The organism is Pseudomonas sp. PAMC 29040 (genome assembly GCF_003994535.1).
Taxonomy (GTDB): domain Bacteria; phylum Pseudomonadota; class Gammaproteobacteria; order Pseudomonadales; family Pseudomonadaceae; genus Aquipseudomonas; species Aquipseudomonas paraversuta.
In genome coordinates, this window is sequence record NZ_RZAA01000007.1 from 232,760 (window position 1) to 247,970 (window position 15,211).

13 protein-coding genes, 1 tRNA gene and 1 pseudogene are annotated in these 15,211 nt (G+C 59.0%); 4 read left to right on the forward strand and 11 right to left on the reverse strand.

Annotated elements, in window-relative coordinates; all coding sequences use genetic code 11:
• Nucleotides 1-7 precede the first annotated feature (7 nt).
• Entirely contained in the window at nucleotides 8-757 is a 750-nt protein-coding gene (locus WG29040_RS15045) for a transporter substrate-binding domain-containing protein (RefSeq protein ID WP_003446117.1), read from the reverse strand.
• A gap of 13 nt (nucleotides 758-770) precedes the next feature.
• Entirely contained in the window at nucleotides 771-1,646 is an 876-nt protein-coding gene (locus WG29040_RS15050; RefSeq protein WP_010656909.1) for a MurR/RpiR family transcriptional regulator, read from the reverse strand.
• Between the two features lie 136 nt (nucleotides 1,647-1,782).
• Here WG29040_RS15050 and WG29040_RS15055 point away from each other — a divergent pair, with 136 nt between their 5' ends.
• Both WG29040_RS15055 and WG29040_RS15060 read left to right on the forward strand, forming a co-directional pair.
• Nucleotides 1,783-2,814, forward strand: coding sequence for an Ldh family oxidoreductase (locus WG29040_RS15055; RefSeq protein ID WP_003446114.1), 1,032 nt, complete (start codon nucleotides 1,783-1,785; stop codon nucleotides 2,812-2,814).
• 170 nt (nucleotides 2,815-2,984) lie between these two features.
• Complete coding sequence (locus WG29040_RS15060) at nucleotides 2,985-4,475, forward strand: DASS family sodium-coupled anion symporter (protein ID WP_127196449.1); 1,491 nt, start codon at nucleotides 2,985-2,987, stop codon at nucleotides 4,473-4,475.
• A gap of 115 nt (nucleotides 4,476-4,590) precedes the next feature.
• On the opposite strand, the gene WG29040_RS15065 is transcribed toward WG29040_RS15060, so the two are convergent.
• The 7 genes from WG29040_RS15065 to WG29040_RS15095 form a co-directional block, all read right to left on the reverse strand.
• The gene (locus WG29040_RS15065) at nucleotides 4,591-4,962 is read right to left on the reverse strand and encodes a Na+/H+ antiporter subunit G (RefSeq protein WP_003446109.1); all 372 of its coding nucleotides are present in this window, start codon (nucleotides 4,960-4,962) and stop codon (nucleotides 4,591-4,593) included.
• Entirely contained in the window at nucleotides 4,959-5,237 is a 279-nt protein-coding gene (locus WG29040_RS15070) for a K+/H+ antiporter subunit F (protein ID WP_003446108.1), read from the reverse strand. Before WG29040_RS15070 ends, WG29040_RS15065 begins: the two co-directional genes overlap by 4 nt.
• A complete protein-coding gene (locus WG29040_RS15075) occupies nucleotides 5,234-5,722 on the reverse strand; it encodes a Na+/H+ antiporter subunit E (RefSeq protein WP_003446107.1) in 489 nt (162 codons plus the stop codon). The genes WG29040_RS15070 and WG29040_RS15075 overlap by 4 nt, the downstream gene beginning before the upstream one ends.
• Nucleotides 5,719-7,404: a monovalent cation/H+ antiporter subunit D gene (locus tag WG29040_RS15080; protein WP_003446105.1), complete on the reverse strand. Its 1,686-nt coding sequence runs from the start codon at nucleotides 7,402-7,404 to the stop codon at nucleotides 5,719-5,721. Before WG29040_RS15080 ends, WG29040_RS15075 begins: the two co-directional genes overlap by 4 nt.
• A complete protein-coding gene (locus WG29040_RS15085) occupies nucleotides 7,401-7,745 on the reverse strand; it encodes a Na+/H+ antiporter subunit C (RefSeq protein ID WP_003446102.1) in 345 nt (114 codons plus the stop codon). Before WG29040_RS15085 ends, WG29040_RS15080 begins: the two co-directional genes overlap by 4 nt.
• The gene (locus WG29040_RS15090; RefSeq protein WP_127196450.1) at nucleotides 7,745-10,675 is read right to left on the reverse strand and encodes a monovalent cation/H+ antiporter subunit A; all 2,931 of its coding nucleotides are present in this window, start codon (nucleotides 10,673-10,675) and stop codon (nucleotides 7,745-7,747) included. The genes WG29040_RS15085 and WG29040_RS15090 overlap by 1 nt, the downstream gene beginning before the upstream one ends.
• Before the next feature lie 179 nt (nucleotides 10,676-10,854).
• Nucleotides 10,855-11,766 carry a DMT family transporter gene (locus WG29040_RS15095; RefSeq protein WP_235972475.1) on the reverse strand — a complete coding sequence of 304 codons (912 nt, stop codon included), beginning with the start codon at nucleotides 11,764-11,766 and terminating at the stop codon, nucleotides 10,855-10,857.
• A 111-nt stretch (nucleotides 11,767-11,877) separates the two neighbouring features.
• On the opposite strand from WG29040_RS15095, the gene WG29040_RS15100 reads away from it, so the two are divergent.
• Nucleotides 11,878-12,441, forward strand: coding sequence for a helix-turn-helix domain-containing protein (locus tag WG29040_RS15100; protein ID WP_127196452.1), 564 nt, complete (start codon nucleotides 11,878-11,880; stop codon nucleotides 12,439-12,441).
• 213 nt (nucleotides 12,442-12,654) lie between these two features.
• Nucleotides 12,655-12,728, forward strand: a tRNA-Cys gene (locus WG29040_RS15105).
• A 76-nt stretch (nucleotides 12,729-12,804) separates the two neighbouring features.
• Here WG29040_RS15105 and WG29040_RS24560 read toward each other — a convergent pair.
• Nucleotides 12,805-12,945 (reverse strand): annotated as a pseudogene (locus tag WG29040_RS24560) (integrase); the annotation flags it as partial.
• Nucleotides 12,946-13,379: 434 nt separating this feature from the next.
• A complete protein-coding gene (locus WG29040_RS15120) occupies nucleotides 13,380-14,696 on the reverse strand; it encodes an MFS transporter (RefSeq protein WP_127196453.1) in 1,317 nt (438 codons plus the stop codon).
• Nucleotides 14,697-15,211 lie beyond the last annotated feature (515 nt).

Genomic DNA, 15,211 nt, shown 5'->3' on the forward strand with positions numbered 1-15,211 from the left:
GGGCGACTCAGTAAATGTCGAAGTCGAAGTACTTGCTGGAGATCTTTTTATAGGTGCCGTCGGCAACGATCTCGTCCAGCGCCTTGTTGAAGCGCTCACGCAGGGCGTTGTCTTCCTTGCGTACCGCAATCGAGGCATCGGCCATGGTGCCGTTGACGTCACCAATGATTTTGCAGCAGTCCTTGCCGGTTTTATTGACCCACTCCAGCAGCGGGAATTTGTCGGCAATCACCACATCGACCCGTTCGTTTTCCAGCTCGCTGTTGGCTTCATCCAGGGTTGGATACAGCTTCAGATCAGCCTTTTTGTAGTGCTCTTCGGCATAGATGCTTTGGGTGGCGGCGCTCTGGGCACCTACGGTTTTACCGGCGAAGTCGGACTGGGCATCGGTGATGTCAGAGTCTTTGGGCACGGCAATGGACAGCGGAGTGCGGTAGTAGTGATTGGTGAACGCGATCTTCTTTTTGCGCTCTTCGTTGACGATCATGGACGCGACAATGGCGTCGTATTTCTTCGCCATCAGGCCGGCGATGATCCCGTCCCAGTCCTGGGCCACGATGGTGCACTCGGCGCCCATGCGCTTGCACACTTCTTCGGTGATATCGACGTCAAAGCCGTGCAGCTTGTTGTCGGAGTCAACGTAGTTAAACGGAGGGTAGGCGCCTTCCGTGGCGATTGTCAGTTTGTCGGCCTGGGCGTTGGACGCGAAGGCGACAACCATTGCACATGCACTGGCAAAGCGAATGACGTGTTTCATCTAGCACCTCGTTTTATTGTTTTGATCCGGGTGAGGATGTGTAGCCCACGAACTCATTGTGTAAGGCCGCGGTAGCCTCAAGACGCTTCTCCACGTCCGGCCCCAGTTGTTTGCACACTTCGTTGATCAGCAGGTGCACCAGCGACAGCATGGCTGCGGTGGATTCCCAGAACAGATTGAATTCGGTCGGTACACGAAACACTTCGTCGGCGTTCTGCTCGGCCCAGTCGCAAAAAGTGTCGGTCACCAGGGTGACGGCAATGCCAGCCTCGCGCGCCTTGCGGCATAACAGTTGGGCGTGGCGCGAATAGCGCCGGGCCTCGAATACCACCAGGGCGCAGTCCTCGGGTGGGCACAGCAGCACGTCGGCGTAATGCCCGGCGGCGCCGTCCACCAGTTGCACGCCATCGCGCAGGTATTGCAGCAAATGCACCATGGACGCGGCGATCCCGCGTTCGGTCTGGAACCCGGCCACGAACACCTTGCGCCGGGTGGCCAGGCGCTGGCTTACGGCTTGCCATTGCGGGGTTAGGCTGTATTCGTAAACCTTGACCAGGGCGCCGACTTCCAGCTCAAAGCTGCGCGGTAAGCCTTGGGGGCCCTGGCTCGATTGCTGGCGGAATTCCTGCAGACGATCACCCACCAGCCACGGGCCGTCGCCCAGGTCGTCCTTGAGATCGTTCTTCAGGTCTTTGAAATGGCTGTAGCCCAGCGCGCGGCAAAAGCGCCCGACACTGGACTCGCTGACACCCAGCCTGGCGGCAATGTCGGCAGCGGTCTGAAACGGCAGCTCGTAAAGATTGGCCAGCATATAACTGGCAATCGCCCGGCCCGAAGGGGCGGCGGTTGACAGACTGCTTTCTAGGCGTTGTTTAATCGACTGGCTCACGGCTGCTTTCCTGTTGTTGTTGTTTCAGCGCGTTGCAGAAAGTGAATGTTTTCTGTCATTAAGTCAAGAATTGACAGATAACTGTCATCGCAGGATAGTTGGCCGAGCATAAAAATAACTAGATTGGAGCGCCAGAATGTCCCAGCCCGCTACCTCGTCCCAGGCTATGGAGTCGCTGAACCTCAGCGAACTGACCGCCTTGCTGCAACAGATCTTTGAGCGTCACGGCACCTCCCGGGCCGTGGCGCAGGTATTGGCAGACAACTGCGCCCGGGCTCAGCGCGACGGTTCCTACAGCCACGGTGTGTTCCGTATCCCGGGTTACCTGGCTTCCCTGGCAAGTAACTGGGTCGACGGCCAGGCCGTGCCGCAGGTTGAAGACGTGGCCTCGGGCTTTATCCGCGTGGATGCGGCCAACGGCTTTGCCCAGCCGGCGTTGGCAGCGGCGCGTGAATTGCTGGTGGAAAAGGCCCGCAGTGCCGGGATTGCAGTGCTGGCGATCCGCAACTCCCATCACTTTGCGGCGCTCTGGCCCGATGTCGAGCCGTTTGCCGAAGAAGGCCTGGTGGCATTGAGCGTGGTCAACAGCATGACCTGCGTGGTGCCCCATGGTGCGCAAAAGCCGCTGTTCGGTACCAACCCCATTGCCTTCGCCGCCCCCTGTGCCGGCGGCCACCCGATCGTCTTTGACCTGGCCACCAGTGCCATTGCCCACGGCGATGTACAAATTGCCGCGCGCAAGGACCACAGCCTGCCGGCCGGCATGGGGGTGGACAAGCATGGCGAGCCGACGCAAAACCCGAAAGAGATTCTGGACGGAGGTGCCTTGCTGCCCTTCGGCGGGCATAAAGGTTCGGCGCTGTCGATGATGGTCGAACTGCTGGCGGCAGCGTTGACCGGCGGCAACTTCTCGTTCGAGTTCGACTGGAAGCAACACCCCGGTGCGCAAACCCCCTGGACCGGACAACTGTTGATCGTCATCGACCCGACCAAGTCCGGCGGTAACAGCTTCGCCCAGCGCAGCGCAGAACTGGTGCGCCAGATGCATGCCGTGGGTCTTGAGCGCATGCCGGGTGACCGGCGCTTTATCGAGCGCGCCAAATCGGTGGGCGAAGGGATCCCGATGGCTGCCGAAGAACTGGCCAGATTGCGCGCACTGGCGCAGTAATACCCCGCACACCCAAACCCCGTAGGAGCGAGCTTGCTCGCGAGCTCTTGGTCGTTACGACCCAAAAGCTCGCTCCTGCATCCTGCATATAGATACAGCTGACAAGCATCAACACCTCCCTTGCGCCACGGGCCTATGCTGCACAGGACTTCAAGCATAAGGAACTGGCCATGAATGCCCCTGCAACCACCCCGGAGCCTGTAACGGCGAAAGCAAAACTGCCCATAGGCCTGGTGATTGCGGTCCTGGTGATGATAGGTATTTTGCTGCTGCCATTGCCTGCCGATCTACCGGTTGCCGGCCACCGCATGCTGGCGATTCTGGCGTTTGCCGTGGTGGTGTGGATCACCGAGGCGGTGTCCTATGAAGCCAGCGCCATCATGATCACGTCGCTGATGGCGTTTCTGATTGGCATGGCGCCCACCCTGCAAGACCCGTCGCAGCTTTACGGCACTTCTGCCGGCATCACCATGGCCCTGACCGGTTTCTCCAATGCCGCGCTGGCGCTGGTGGCCGGTGCGCTGTTTATCGCGGCGGCCATGACCCATACCGGGCTGGACCGGCGTATTGCCCTGGTCACCCTGTCACGTATCGGTACCAGCACCCGACGCATCCTGCTGGGGGCGATTGCGGTCACCATCCTGCTCAGCCTGGTGGTACCCAGCGCCACGGCCCGCAGCGCTTGTGTGGTGCCGATCATGATGGGGGTGATCTTGGCGTTTGGCGTGGACAAGCGCTCGAATATCGCAGCAGGAATCATGATTGTGGTGGCCCAGGGCACCAGTATCTGGAACGTCGGGATTCAAACCGCAGCAGCGCAGAACCTGCTGACCGTGGGTTTTATGGACAAGATGCTGGGCGCGCGGGTGAACTGGCTCGACTGGCTGATTGCCGGGGCGCCCTGGGCCATCATCATGTCGGGGGTGTTGCTGTTTGTGGTGCTCAAGTTGCTGCCTCCCGAAAGCGACAGCATTCCCGGCGGCAAAGAAGCGGTCGAAAAGTCCCTGGCCGAACTGGGGCCGATGACCGGGCCACAGAAACGTCTGATGGCGGTATCTGTGGCCTTGCTGCTGGCTTGGGCCACCGAAGGCAAGCTGCACAGTTTCGACACCACCTCGACCACCTACGCCGGGTTGGTGTTTTTGCTGTTGCCGCGTTTTGGAGTGATGACCTGGAAAGACGTGCAGTCGCGAATCCCCTGGGGCACGGTGATTGTGTTCGGGGTCGGGATCAGTCTTGGTACCGCCTTGCTCACCACCCAGGCCGGGCAATGGCTGGGGGCGCAGGTGGTGAACCACACCGGGCTGGATCAAGTGGGGCCGCTGGGGATCTTTGCGATTCTGGGGGCGTTCCTGATTTTGATTCACCTGGGGTTTGCCAGTGCGACTGCGTTGACCTCGGCCTTGCTGCCGATTCTGATTGCGGTGCTGCAAACCTTGCCGGGTGAATTCAACCGGTTGGGCATGACCATGCTTCTGGGCTTTGTGGTCAGCTACGGGTTTATCCTGCCGATCAACGCTCCGCAAAACATGGTGTGCCTGGGCACGCAAACCTTCACCGCCAAACAATTCGCCAAGGTCGGGCTGATCGTCACGGCGGTGGGTTATTTGCTGATGCTGCTGTTTGGCGCAACCTACTGGAGCTGGCTGGGCTGGATGTAAGCAGAAGCGAGCTCACCTGTAGGAGCGAGCTTGCCTGTAGGAGCGAGCTTGCTCGCGAGCTCTTCTTCGCGACGCCCAAAACATCGCGAGACAAGCTCACTCCCCCAGGCCCGGGTTAGTTTCCGCCTTCGCTGCGTCCGCCACTGCTGACTTCGGGCGGTACATCTTCGCCCGCTATGCGCTTGCGGAACAGCGAGGTGCGCGCCAGCAGCAAGGTGGTCACCGGTACGGTAATCGCCAGCAAAATCGGGATCAGCCAGGCGTGCAGCACCGGTGTCGATTTGAGTGCCGAGAAGTACAGGATCGACGCCAGTGCCACGCACCACGCGCCCAGGGTCGAGGCCAGTGCCGGCGGGTGCATGCGCTGGAAAAAGTCTTTCAGGCGCAGCAGCCCGATAGCACCGCACAAGGCAAACAGGCTGCTCAGAACCAGCAGCACTGCCACCGGTATTTCGATCCAGAGCGATAACTCGCTGACTGAATTCATTCGATCACCTCGCCACGCAGCAGGAATTTGGCCAGTGCAAAAGAGCCGACAAAGCCGAACAGGGCAATCAGCAGTGCGCCCTCAAAGTAGGTGTCACTGGCATAACGGATACCCAGTACCAGCATCACCAGCATGGCGAGGATATACAGGTAGTCCAGCGCCAGAACCCGGTCCTGGGCCGACGGCCCCTTGAACAGCCGGATCACGGTCAGGACCATCGCCAGGCTGAACAGGAACAGGCTGGTGAGGATGGCATTGGAGAGCAGGGCACTCATTCAAAGATCTCCATCAGGGGGCGTTCGTAGGTGTCTTTGAAATGCCGGATAAACTGCGCTTCGTCATCCAGGTCGAACACATGCAGCAGCAGTACGCTGCGGTCCAGCGCCAGCTCCGACCAGATAGTGCCGGGCACCACGGTGGTAATCATCGACAAGGCGGCCAGGCCGTTGGCATCGCGCAGATCCAGGGGGATCTTGATGAAGCGTGAGCGGGGCGGTTTCTTGCCGGCCATGAGCACGCCCCGGGCGACTGCGATATTGGATGCCACCACATCGCGGCCCACCACAAAGAACAGCTTGATGACCACGCCGGGCCGGCGAATATGGATGGGCAGCGGCCGCAGGGGCGCGAACATCAACGGGGCCAGAAAGCCCAGCGCAGCACCAAGCAGCAGATTGCCGGCGCTCAATGACAGGTTGAGCACCAGCCACAGCAGCCACAGCGCAAGTGACAGCCAGGGAGCCGGAAACAGGCGCTTCATGGTTGTACCTCCTGTAGCGCCGCTTTGGCTTCGGGGCCGGGTACCGGGCGGGTGCCGATAACGGCCATCACATAGCGCTCGGGATTGTTCAGGGTGTCAGCGGCATCATGGGTATAACGCAATACGGGCTCGGCCTTGAACGTCAGGACCACACAGAGTCCGATCAACAACACGATGGGCAGGTATTCGAAGCGACGCAGCAGCGGCGACGGGCGCTCGATGGGTGTCCAGAAGCGCTGGATACCCATGCGCGCGAAGGCAATCAAAGAGGCCAGACCCGAGAAGATCAGCAGCGCAAACAGGCCCCAGGCAGCGGTCGATACTGGAGCGTCAGCGGTGTTGCCCAGGCCCGCCGGGTTAAGCAGGGCATTGAGCAGGCCGAGCTTGCCGATGAACCCGGACAGCGGCGGCATGCCGATAATCAACAGGGCGCAGGCGATAAAGCTCAGGCCCAGGAAGGCCATGGTCCAGGGAATGATTTGGCCGACCACGGCTTTTTGCTCGTCATCCAGATTGGTGCCCCGCGGCGGATTCAACGACTCCATCAGGGCGGGCAGTTGCCCGGCATCGTCCTCAAGCAGCATCTCGTTGGAGGAGCGCGAGCGTTCGATCAGCTCGGCCAGCAGGAACAAGGCGCACAAGGCAAGGGAGGAGCTGACCAGATAGAACAGCGCGGCAGCGGTCAGGTTGGGTTGGGCGAAACCCACGGCCGACAGCAGGATGCCCGCCGACACCAGAATGCTCAGGCTGGCCATCCGCTCAAGGCGTTGGGCGGCCAGTATGGCAATGGCTGCACAGACGATGGTCGCCATGCCGCCGTATATCAGCCAGTCACCGGCAAAGTAGGCCGACGCTCCGGCCTGACCGGAAAACAGCAGGGTCCACAAGCGCAGAACCGTGTAAATGCCGACTTTGGTCATGATCGCGAACAGGGCGGCGACCGGGGCGCTAGCTGCCGAGTAGGCCGGAACCAGCCAGAAGTTCAGCGGCCACATGCCGGCCTTGGCCAGAAAGGCGATGGCCAGAATGGCGGCGCCGGCATGCAGCAAGCCGCGGTCTGCCTCGGGCACCAGCGGGATTTTCAGCGCCAGATCGGCCATGTTCAGGGTGCCGGTGACGCCATAAATCAATGCCGCACCGATCAGGAACAGGGATGACGCCAGCAGGTTGATCGAGATGTAGTGCAGGCCCGCAGACACCCGGGCCTTGCCGGAGCCGTGGAGCATCAGTCCGTAGGAGGCGGCCAGCAATACTTCGAAAAACACGAACAGGTTGAAGATGTCGGCGGTCAGGAAGGCGCCGTACAGGCCCATCAGCTGGATCTGGAACAGTGCGTGGAAGCTGGCCCCGGCGCGGTCCCAGCGGGCCATGGCGAACAGCAGCGCGCAGCTGGCGATGATGCCGGTCAACACCAGCATCAGCGCCGACAGGCGATCAACCACCAGGGCGATCCCGAACGGTACTTGCCAGTTGCTGGGCAGGTACACGCCAATCGCTGACGGCAGCGGTTGCTGCTGGGTCCATAACAACAACAGCACGGAGATGCCCAGGCCCATAAAAGTCGAGATCAGGTTGATCCGGGCTTTGAGCGGGCGGCGTTTTTCTCCCAGCAACAGCATGCAGGCTGCGGTGAGCAGCGGTAACAGAATGGGCGCGACGATCAGATGCGGCATCAAATTCATTCTTTAGGCTCCCGGCCATCGACGTGGTCGGTACCGGTCAGGCCCCGGGAGGCCAGCAAGACCACCAGAAACAGGGCGGTCATGGCAAAGCTGATGACGATTGCGGTGAGTACCAGGGCCTGAGGCAACGGGTCTGTGTAGTTGAGCAGGTCCTGGGGCACGCCGTCCTTGATCACCGGCTCCTTGCCGATAAACAGGCTGCCCATGCTGAAAATGAACAGGTTGACCCCGTACGACAGCAGGCACAGGCCCATGACCACCTGGAAGGTCCGCGGGCGCAGCACCAGCCAGGTTCCGGACGCTGCGAGTACGCCGATTGCGATAGCGATGACTTCTTCCATCAGGCAGCTCCCGTCCTGGGTTGAGTGGCGGGTTGAGAGGCAGGCTGATTGCTCGGGCGATGGGCCCGGACCGACTGGTGAGCCAGTGCCGTGAGGATCAGCAGCGTGGCGCCGACCACGACGGCATAAACGCCGATATCAAAGAACAGGGCGCTGGCGATATGGATGTCACCCAGCAGCGGCAAGCTGAAGTGTGCCGTGTGGGTGGTCAGGAACGGATAGCCCAGAGGAATTGCGCCGAGCCCGGTGAGGGTGGCGCACAACAGGCCGGTGCCCATCCAGCGCAGCGGCCGCAGGCTCATTTGCGCCTCGACCCACTGGGTGCCTGCCACCATGTATTGCAAGATGAACGCCACGGACATCACCAGGCCGGCAACAAAGCCGCCGCCCGGCTGGTTGTGGCCGCGCATGAACAGATACATCGACACCACGAAGGCAATCGGCAACAGCAGGCGCACCAGCACCGCGGGCACCATCATGAAGCCCAGGGCGGTGTCGCTGGCACTGCGCGGGTTGACCAGATCGGTCATTACGTCCTTGGCCAGCAGACGCTGCTGGGAAGGCAGCTGCATGCTCTCTTTGGGCGGGCGGAAGCGACGCAGCAGGGCAAAAACAGTGAGTGCCACGGCTGCCAGCACGGTGATTTCACCCAGGGTGTCGAAGCCCCGGAAATCCACCAGCATCACATTCACCACATTGCTTCCGCCGCCATCCGGCAAAGCCCGGCTCAGGTAGAAAGACGATGTGTCGTTCGGGGTCTGGCGGGTGAGCATGGCGTAGGACAGCACGGCCATACCGCCGCCGACTGCGGCCGACAGCAGCAAGTCACGCAAACGGCGGATCTGCGCTTTGCGCAATGTCCCCGGTAGTGGCGAGACTTCTTCTATCCGCCGCGGCAACCAGCGCAACCCGAGCAGGATAAGGACCGTGGTGACCACTTCGACAACCAGCTGGGTCAGCGCCAAGTCAGGTGCGGAGAACCAGACAAAGGTCACACAGGTCATCAGGCCGCACACGCTGACCATGGTCAGGGCTGCCAGACGGTGATATTTGGCTTGCCAGGCGGCGCCCAGGGCGCAGGCTATTGCCAGCAGCCAGAGGGTCACGAATACAGTCGACCCCGGTATTTTCGGCCGGTCGCCCCAGCTCAGGCCGCTGTAGAGCATCGGAATCAGGCCCGCGATCACGGCAGCCAGAATCAACACGAACAGCTGGGTTTGCAGGCGCTGAGTGCTGATGCGTCGCTCAATGCGGCGCGCCCAGCGCATGATCACCACCAGGCAGCGCTCGAAGAAACGCTTGCCATTGAAATACGTGATTAGCGGCGGCAGCGGATAACGGCCGAGTTTGAGCTGTTTACGCAGTACCACATACAGCAGGATGCCGCAGGACATTGCGATCAAGCTCATGATCATCGGTGCATTCAGGCCGTGCCAGATCGCCAGGCTGTATTCAGGCAGTTCGCCGCCCACCACCGGTTGCGCGGCAGCCGCCAGCAACGGGCCGACGGTTTGTGCCGGGAAGATCCCGACCATCAGACAGGTGAACACCAGCAGCTCCACCGGGGCCCGCATCCAGCGTGGCGGCTCGTGGGGAGTCAGGGGCAGGTCGGTGGGAGGCGGACCGAAAAACACATCAACGGTAAAGCGCAGGGCATAGGCCACGCTGAATGTACCGGCGATGGTTGCGATTACGGGCAGGGCAATCTCAACCCAGGCCGTGGAGTTGATGAACACGGTTTCGGCGAAGAACATCTCTTTGGACAGAAACCCGTTAAGCAGTGGTACACCTGCCATCGAGGCGCTGGCCACCATGGCCAGGGTCGCGGTATAGGGCATGAGTCTGAACAGGCCGCTGAGCTTGCGAATATCCCGAGTACCACTTTCGTGGTCGATGATGCCTGCCGCCATGAACAGCGACGCCTTGAAGGTCGCATGGTTGAGAATGTGGAACACCGCAGCGACCGCCGCCAGTGGGCTGTTGAGGCCCAGCAGCAGGGTAATCAGGCCAAGGTGGCTGATGGTTGAATAGGCCAGCAAGCCTTTAAGGTCGTTTTGAAACATCGCGCAGTAGGCGCCCAGCACCAGGGTGCAGGCCCCGGCGCCGCTGACAATCCAGAACCACTCTTCACTGCCCGACAGGGAGGGCCAGAGCCGGGCGAGCAGGAACACCCCGGCCTTGACCATGGTTGCCGAGTGCAGATAAGCCGAAACCGGAGTGGGTGCTGCCATCGCGTGGGGCAGCCAGAAGTGAAACGGGAATTGCGCACTTTTACTCAGGGCGCCGATCAGGATAAGCGGGAGCAGAACGGGATACAGGCTGTGGGCGCGAATCTTGTCGCCGGCGACCAGCACTGCATCCAGATCGTAGCTGCCGACGACATGGCCAAGCAGCATGACCCCCGCCAGCAAGCACAATCCGCCCGCACCGGTAACCATCAGCGCCATATAGGCGCCGCGTCGGGCATCTGAGCGGTGGTGCCAATATCCAATCAGCAAGAAAGAGAAGAGGCTGGTGAGCTCCCAGAAAAACACCATCTGGATCAGGTTGCCGGACACCACCAGGCCGAGCATGGCGCCCATGAACGCCAGGAAAAAAGCAAAGAAGCGCGGCACCGGGTCTTCGGGTGACATGTAATAACGGGCGTACAGCGACACCAGCGTGCCGATGCCCAGCACCAGAATCGAGAACAGCCAGGCGAAACCGTCCAGCCGCAGCACAAAATTCAGGCCGAGACTGGGCAGCCACATGAACTCTTCGCGAATCACCCCGCCATGGGCAATTTGCGGATAGAGCAGGGCTACTTGAATGGTACCGATCAGAGCTATCAGACCGGCCAGCAGTGATGCACTGTTACGTGCGTTGTGCGGCAAAACAGCCGCCAGACAGCTGCCGATAAATGGCAGAAGCAGTAGAACTATCAGGGACATAGGCTTCTAATCTGCAGGAGTTTGTGAGCGATCATACGTGGCGACTTGTATATCACCAACAAAGAAGCTGTAGATGAATCCTACAAAATGTGTGCAAACGCAAGTGGCGCGGCGCGGCATCTTCCCTGTATGAACACTCCAGAGTGTGAGTCTTTGCTTTCAGTATCAGCGCGTGCGCTTCAGTCGCATGCTTCATTGCCTTGCTTGTCTTCCAACGGGTCGGGCGCTTTACCCTTTGTTTTTAACTCACTGACGATCACCGCTGCAACAATCAATACCGCACCCAACAAGGCGATACCCGGCAAACGCTCCCCGGCCAGACGTCCGGCGATGCCGGCCCACACCGGTTCACCTGCATAAATGAGCGTGGCGCGGGTGGGGGAAACGCTCTTCTGGGCCCAGTTCATTGCTACCTGAATTACCGCACTTGCAGCGCCCAAGCCTATGGCGCTGGCTAACAAAAGCCATGAGAAATCGGGAGCGGTCTCACCGGTAGGAATAGTCATCAGGAAAGCCAGAATCGACGCAGTACTGAGTTGCACCACCGTGACCCGTCGAACATCGACTTTGCCAGCATAGGCGCTGATCAGGATTATTTCTGCCGCTATGGCGATGGCGCTGATCAGTGTCGCGATCTCGCCAGGGCTGAAGTCAAGGGACGCACCGCTCGGGCCTGACAGCAGCATCAGCCCGGTGAACGCCAGGACAATACCCAGACTTGGCATCAGCCCGGGTCGGCGTCCCAGCACCAACCACTGCAGCAGCGGTACGAAAGGTACATACAACGCTGTAATAAAAGCCGACTGACTACTGGGAATAGTCTGCAGGCCAATGGTCTGCAAGCCATAACCGAGCATGATAGACACCCCGATAAACACCCCGGCCTTGAGTTCAAACAGGGTAATGCCGCGCAGACTGCGAATTGAAAACAGAGAAACAATCAGCGCTGCGGCAGCAAAGCGCAGCCCCACAAAAAACATCGGTCCGCTGGACGTCAGTGCATGCTGCACTAATAGAAAAGTGACGCCCCAAACCATGGTAATCAGCACCAGCACACATTCGGCCTTGCTGAAACGGGAGGTCAAAGACATCAATTTTGAAGGTTTCAACGTTGTCATAGCCTTGCACGCTGCCGGAAGAGAGACGCACAATGCGTCAAAGCTGAGCAGTATACTGCGCAGTCCCACAAGGTGAGCAATATAGTGCCCAAAGAAAATTCACAACGTGCGTCGGTGTTACAACACGTCAGCCAGAACGTCCGGCGCCTGAGGCTGGTCGCACACCTCAGCCAAAGTGCACTGGCCGAGTTGTCGGGAGTAAGTCGGCGGATGCTGGTAGCTATAGAGGCGGGCGAAAAGAACGTCAGCCTCAGCACCCTGGACCGGGTCGCCGAAGCGCTCAATGTTGCTTTCAGCGACTTGATCCAGGCGCCGGGCTCTGCCGACCCGAGCCGCATCAATGAAGTGGCCTGGACAGGTACCGCCCCGGGAAGCAAGGCCGTGTTATTAGCCAAGGCTGTAGCTTCAAGAGAAGTAGAGCTGTGGGAATGGACGCTGGAACCGGGCGAGGAATACCAGTCCCAAGCCGATGCCGAGGGTTGGAGTGAACAGTTGTACGTATTCGAAGGGTGTTTGACCCTGGTCATAAGCGAACAGGCATTATGTTTCAGCGCTGGAGAGTTCTACATGTACGCCAGCAACAAACCGCACTCCTACAGAAACGAAGGCGACGTGGTTGTGCGCTTTATCCGTAACGTAGTGATATGAGCGCAGGCGTCGGGCGAGCCATGGCGAGGGCTGGTCAATTAACTAAAAATTATTAGAATTCAGGGGGTTGCCAGCTTCGATCTTCTAGTACATAATGCGCGCCATCAGCTCGGGGCAACAACCTGAATCGCTGAAGAATCAAATGCTTGTAGCGATAAAATCGCAGCAGCAACCTTTGTATTTGATGTTTCTCATGAAGCGTCACGCACAATTGGCCGAATAGCAAAATGGTTATGCAGCGGATTGCAAATCCGCCCACGCCGGTTCGATTCCGGCTTCGGCCTCCACATTCGAAAGCCCCGCAGATCTTGGTCTGCGGGGTTTTTTATTGGCCGCAGGAAAGTGAAGTGTTGCATAACTACTTCACTTTGCGGGCTTGGCGACTGCTCCGATACGCCGGTAAACCCGTTCCGTAATCCATTCTTTTGAGTTCCCAAGAAGCGCGCTCGCCTCCGAAATATCTGCAACTCCCGACGCAGCCTTTGGCCTGATATCACGAAGCTGCGCAGTACGAGTGAGGGCTGAAGAAGTTGACCGAGCCCTGAGCGATGAACAAACCCAACAGGCACGCCTGCGTGATCGCCTTGCTACTGCTGACCTGCGGCTGTCAGTCCTGCTCGACGCCATCGGCTCAAATGGTAGTGGAGGAGTGCAAGCCACCACCGGCGCCGGCGGCGTTATGGAAGTCAGCAAGCGGCCAATAGCTGGCCCGCAAATGTATTCACAGCGGCCTTTCAGAAGCAGCTGGGAGTGAAGTCCATGCAATTACGTAAAAGGTCCAACCGGCACTGTGCTGAGTCAGTCCGAGGCCGGTTAGTTCCATCCTGTGTTTGCGGCCTGGGGCACAGGAATAGTGCACAAGGCTTCTGTGTGCATGGTCCGAAAACTGGAGACTCAAATCAGCAGGCGGGGTTCCAGGTCCAACCCAATTGAACGGCTCATTGCTTAACTTGGTAGTAGCGGGCAGGGATCCCCCAGATCACCAGTACAGTGGCCAGTACACAGACGGCACTGAGCATGTACAGGGCAGGCGTTGCACTACCCGTCAGGTCTTTGATCCGCCCTACCATGAAGGGGGCGATAATTCCGCCCAATTGGCCCAATGAGTTGATCAAGGCGATCCCGGCTGCGGCCGCCAGCCCGGTGAGAAAACGCGGTGGAATGGTCCAGAAAATCGGCATCCAGGCAATGATCCCGGTGAGAATCATGCTCATCCCAGCCATCAGGGGCAACAGCTGACCAGGAAACCAAGCGCAGAGTAAATAACCCCCAGCAGTCAATGACGCGCAACCGGCCATATGCCAGCGACGTTCGCCACGTTTGTCCGAGCTGCTGCCAATCAGCAGGTTTCCTACCGCCGCGATCAGATACGGGATCATAGTCAACAAGCCAATATCGAAGGTATCCGCCACCCCGGCGCTTTTGATCAATTGCGGCATCCAGAACAACAAGCCGGTCAAGGCCATGACCAGGCAAAGGTAAATGGCCGACATCACGTAGGTGACCGGGTGCTTCCAGATATCCGAAAAGCGGCTGGAGGAATCAGGTTTCGGCTCGCTCGCCATACGCTCAAGCAGCACGCGCTTTTCGTCTGCCGTTAGCCACGACGCATCTTCGATCTTGTCACTCAACAGCCACAGCACCACAACGCCCAGTACTATCGAAGGCAAACCTTCAAGCAGGAACAGCCACTTCCACCCTGCCATGCCATACATCCCGTCGAAATGCCCCAGAATGAAGCCCGCCAAGGGGCCTCCGACGATTCCGCACAGGCAGATCGAGCTCTTGAAATAGGCATTGACCCGACCCCGGCGATTACCTGGATACCACTGGGTAAAGTAGTACAGTACGCCCGGCACAAACCCTGCTTCCATTACACCAATAAGAAAACGCAGGGTATAGAACCAGAACTCGTCGCTCACAAACATCATGCACGCCGAGGCAATGCCCCAACTCACCATGATCCTCGCAATCCAGACCCGGGCACCGATCTTGTGAAGCAGAATATTGCTCGGTACTTCAAACAGAAAGTAGCCGACAAAAAACAGGCTCGCGCCAAGACCATAAACGGTGTCGCTGAATCCCAAATCACTTTGCATCTGTAATTTGGCGAAGCTGATATTGACGCGATCCAGGTAAGCAAACAGGAAACAAATAATAAACAGCGGTATGATCCGCCAGTTCACTTTGCGGTATAGGACATCGTCCAGCAATTCGACCCGCGATTGCGCGGTCGAGAGGGTTTCAGCAGTCATGGTGCACCTATTGGTTATTGTTTTTAAGGTGTTGCACAGAGCATGAGAGTGCCACTGCACCTGCCTTTACGCGCAAAGCGACAGGTGCCCTTGTAGAAACATTCCGAACGATCGCCGGCCTTGTCTGCCTTCGTGCGACCACCTTTAACCCCCCCACTGAAAAAATCTTAGGGTTGTGGGTCGGACCGCCTGATCGTCTACTTTCTGCTGGTGAATTTCGTCTCGGGTGGCAGCGCTATCCAAGTAACCCGAACTTTGCCCGATTGTTGTAGGCGGTTCTTCAGAAACCGCGTGGGCGTTACTGTATTTTTTCCAAAGGCTGCTGCCTAATGACACTTGCTGATTGAGTGATAACTTTTAGTCATCCCCGAAGCTGCCATCCTGGATAACCATAATGCTTCGACAAGTAGGAGTCCTGTTACAAGGGGAGGGTGGTGTCGACCTGTCTTGTAGTCCGGTCAGGCTGCTTTCGGCCGATCCTGTTGTAAAGTCGGCCTTGGGTTCCACGGCAGAGG

Bases quoted from the DNA above. Each gene is read 5' to 3' on its own strand.
- WG29040_RS15045 (WP_003446117.1), bottom strand. From the start codon at position 757: ATGAAACACGTCATTCGCTTTGCCAGTGCATGTGCAATGGTTGTCGCC.
- WG29040_RS15055 (WP_003446114.1), top strand. From the start codon at position 1,783: ATGTCCCAGCCCGCTACCTCGTCCCAGGCTATGGAGTCGCTGAACCTC.
- WG29040_RS15060 (WP_127196449.1), top strand. From the start codon at position 2,985: ATGAATGCCCCTGCAACCACCCCGGAGCCTGTAACGGCGAAAGCAAAA.
- WG29040_RS15065 (WP_003446109.1), bottom strand. From the start codon at position 4,962: ATGAATTCAGTCAGCGAGTTATCGCTCTGGATCGAAATACCGGTGGCA.
- WG29040_RS15070 (WP_003446108.1), bottom strand. From the start codon at position 5,237: ATGAGTGCCCTGCTCTCCAATGCCATCCTCACCAGCCTGTTCCTGTTC.
- WG29040_RS15075 (WP_003446107.1), bottom strand. From the start codon at position 5,722: ATGAAGCGCCTGTTTCCGGCTCCCTGGCTGTCACTTGCGCTGTGGCTG.
- WG29040_RS15080 (WP_003446105.1), bottom strand. From the start codon at position 7,404: ATGAATTTGATGCCGCATCTGATCGTCGCGCCCATTCTGTTACCGCTG.
- WG29040_RS15085 (WP_003446102.1), bottom strand. From the start codon at position 7,745: ATGGAAGAAGTCATCGCTATCGCAATCGGCGTACTCGCAGCGTCCGGA.
- WG29040_RS15090 (WP_127196450.1), bottom strand. From the start codon at position 10,675: ATGTCCCTGATAGTTCTACTGCTTCTGCCATTTATCGGCAGCTGTCTG.
- WG29040_RS15095 (WP_235972475.1), bottom strand. From the start codon at position 11,766: ATGTCTTTGACCTCCCGTTTCAGCAAGGCCGAATGTGTGCTGGTGCTG.
- WG29040_RS15120 (WP_127196453.1), bottom strand. From the start codon at position 14,696: ATGACTGCTGAAACCCTCTCGACCGCGCAATCGCGGGTCGAATTGCTG.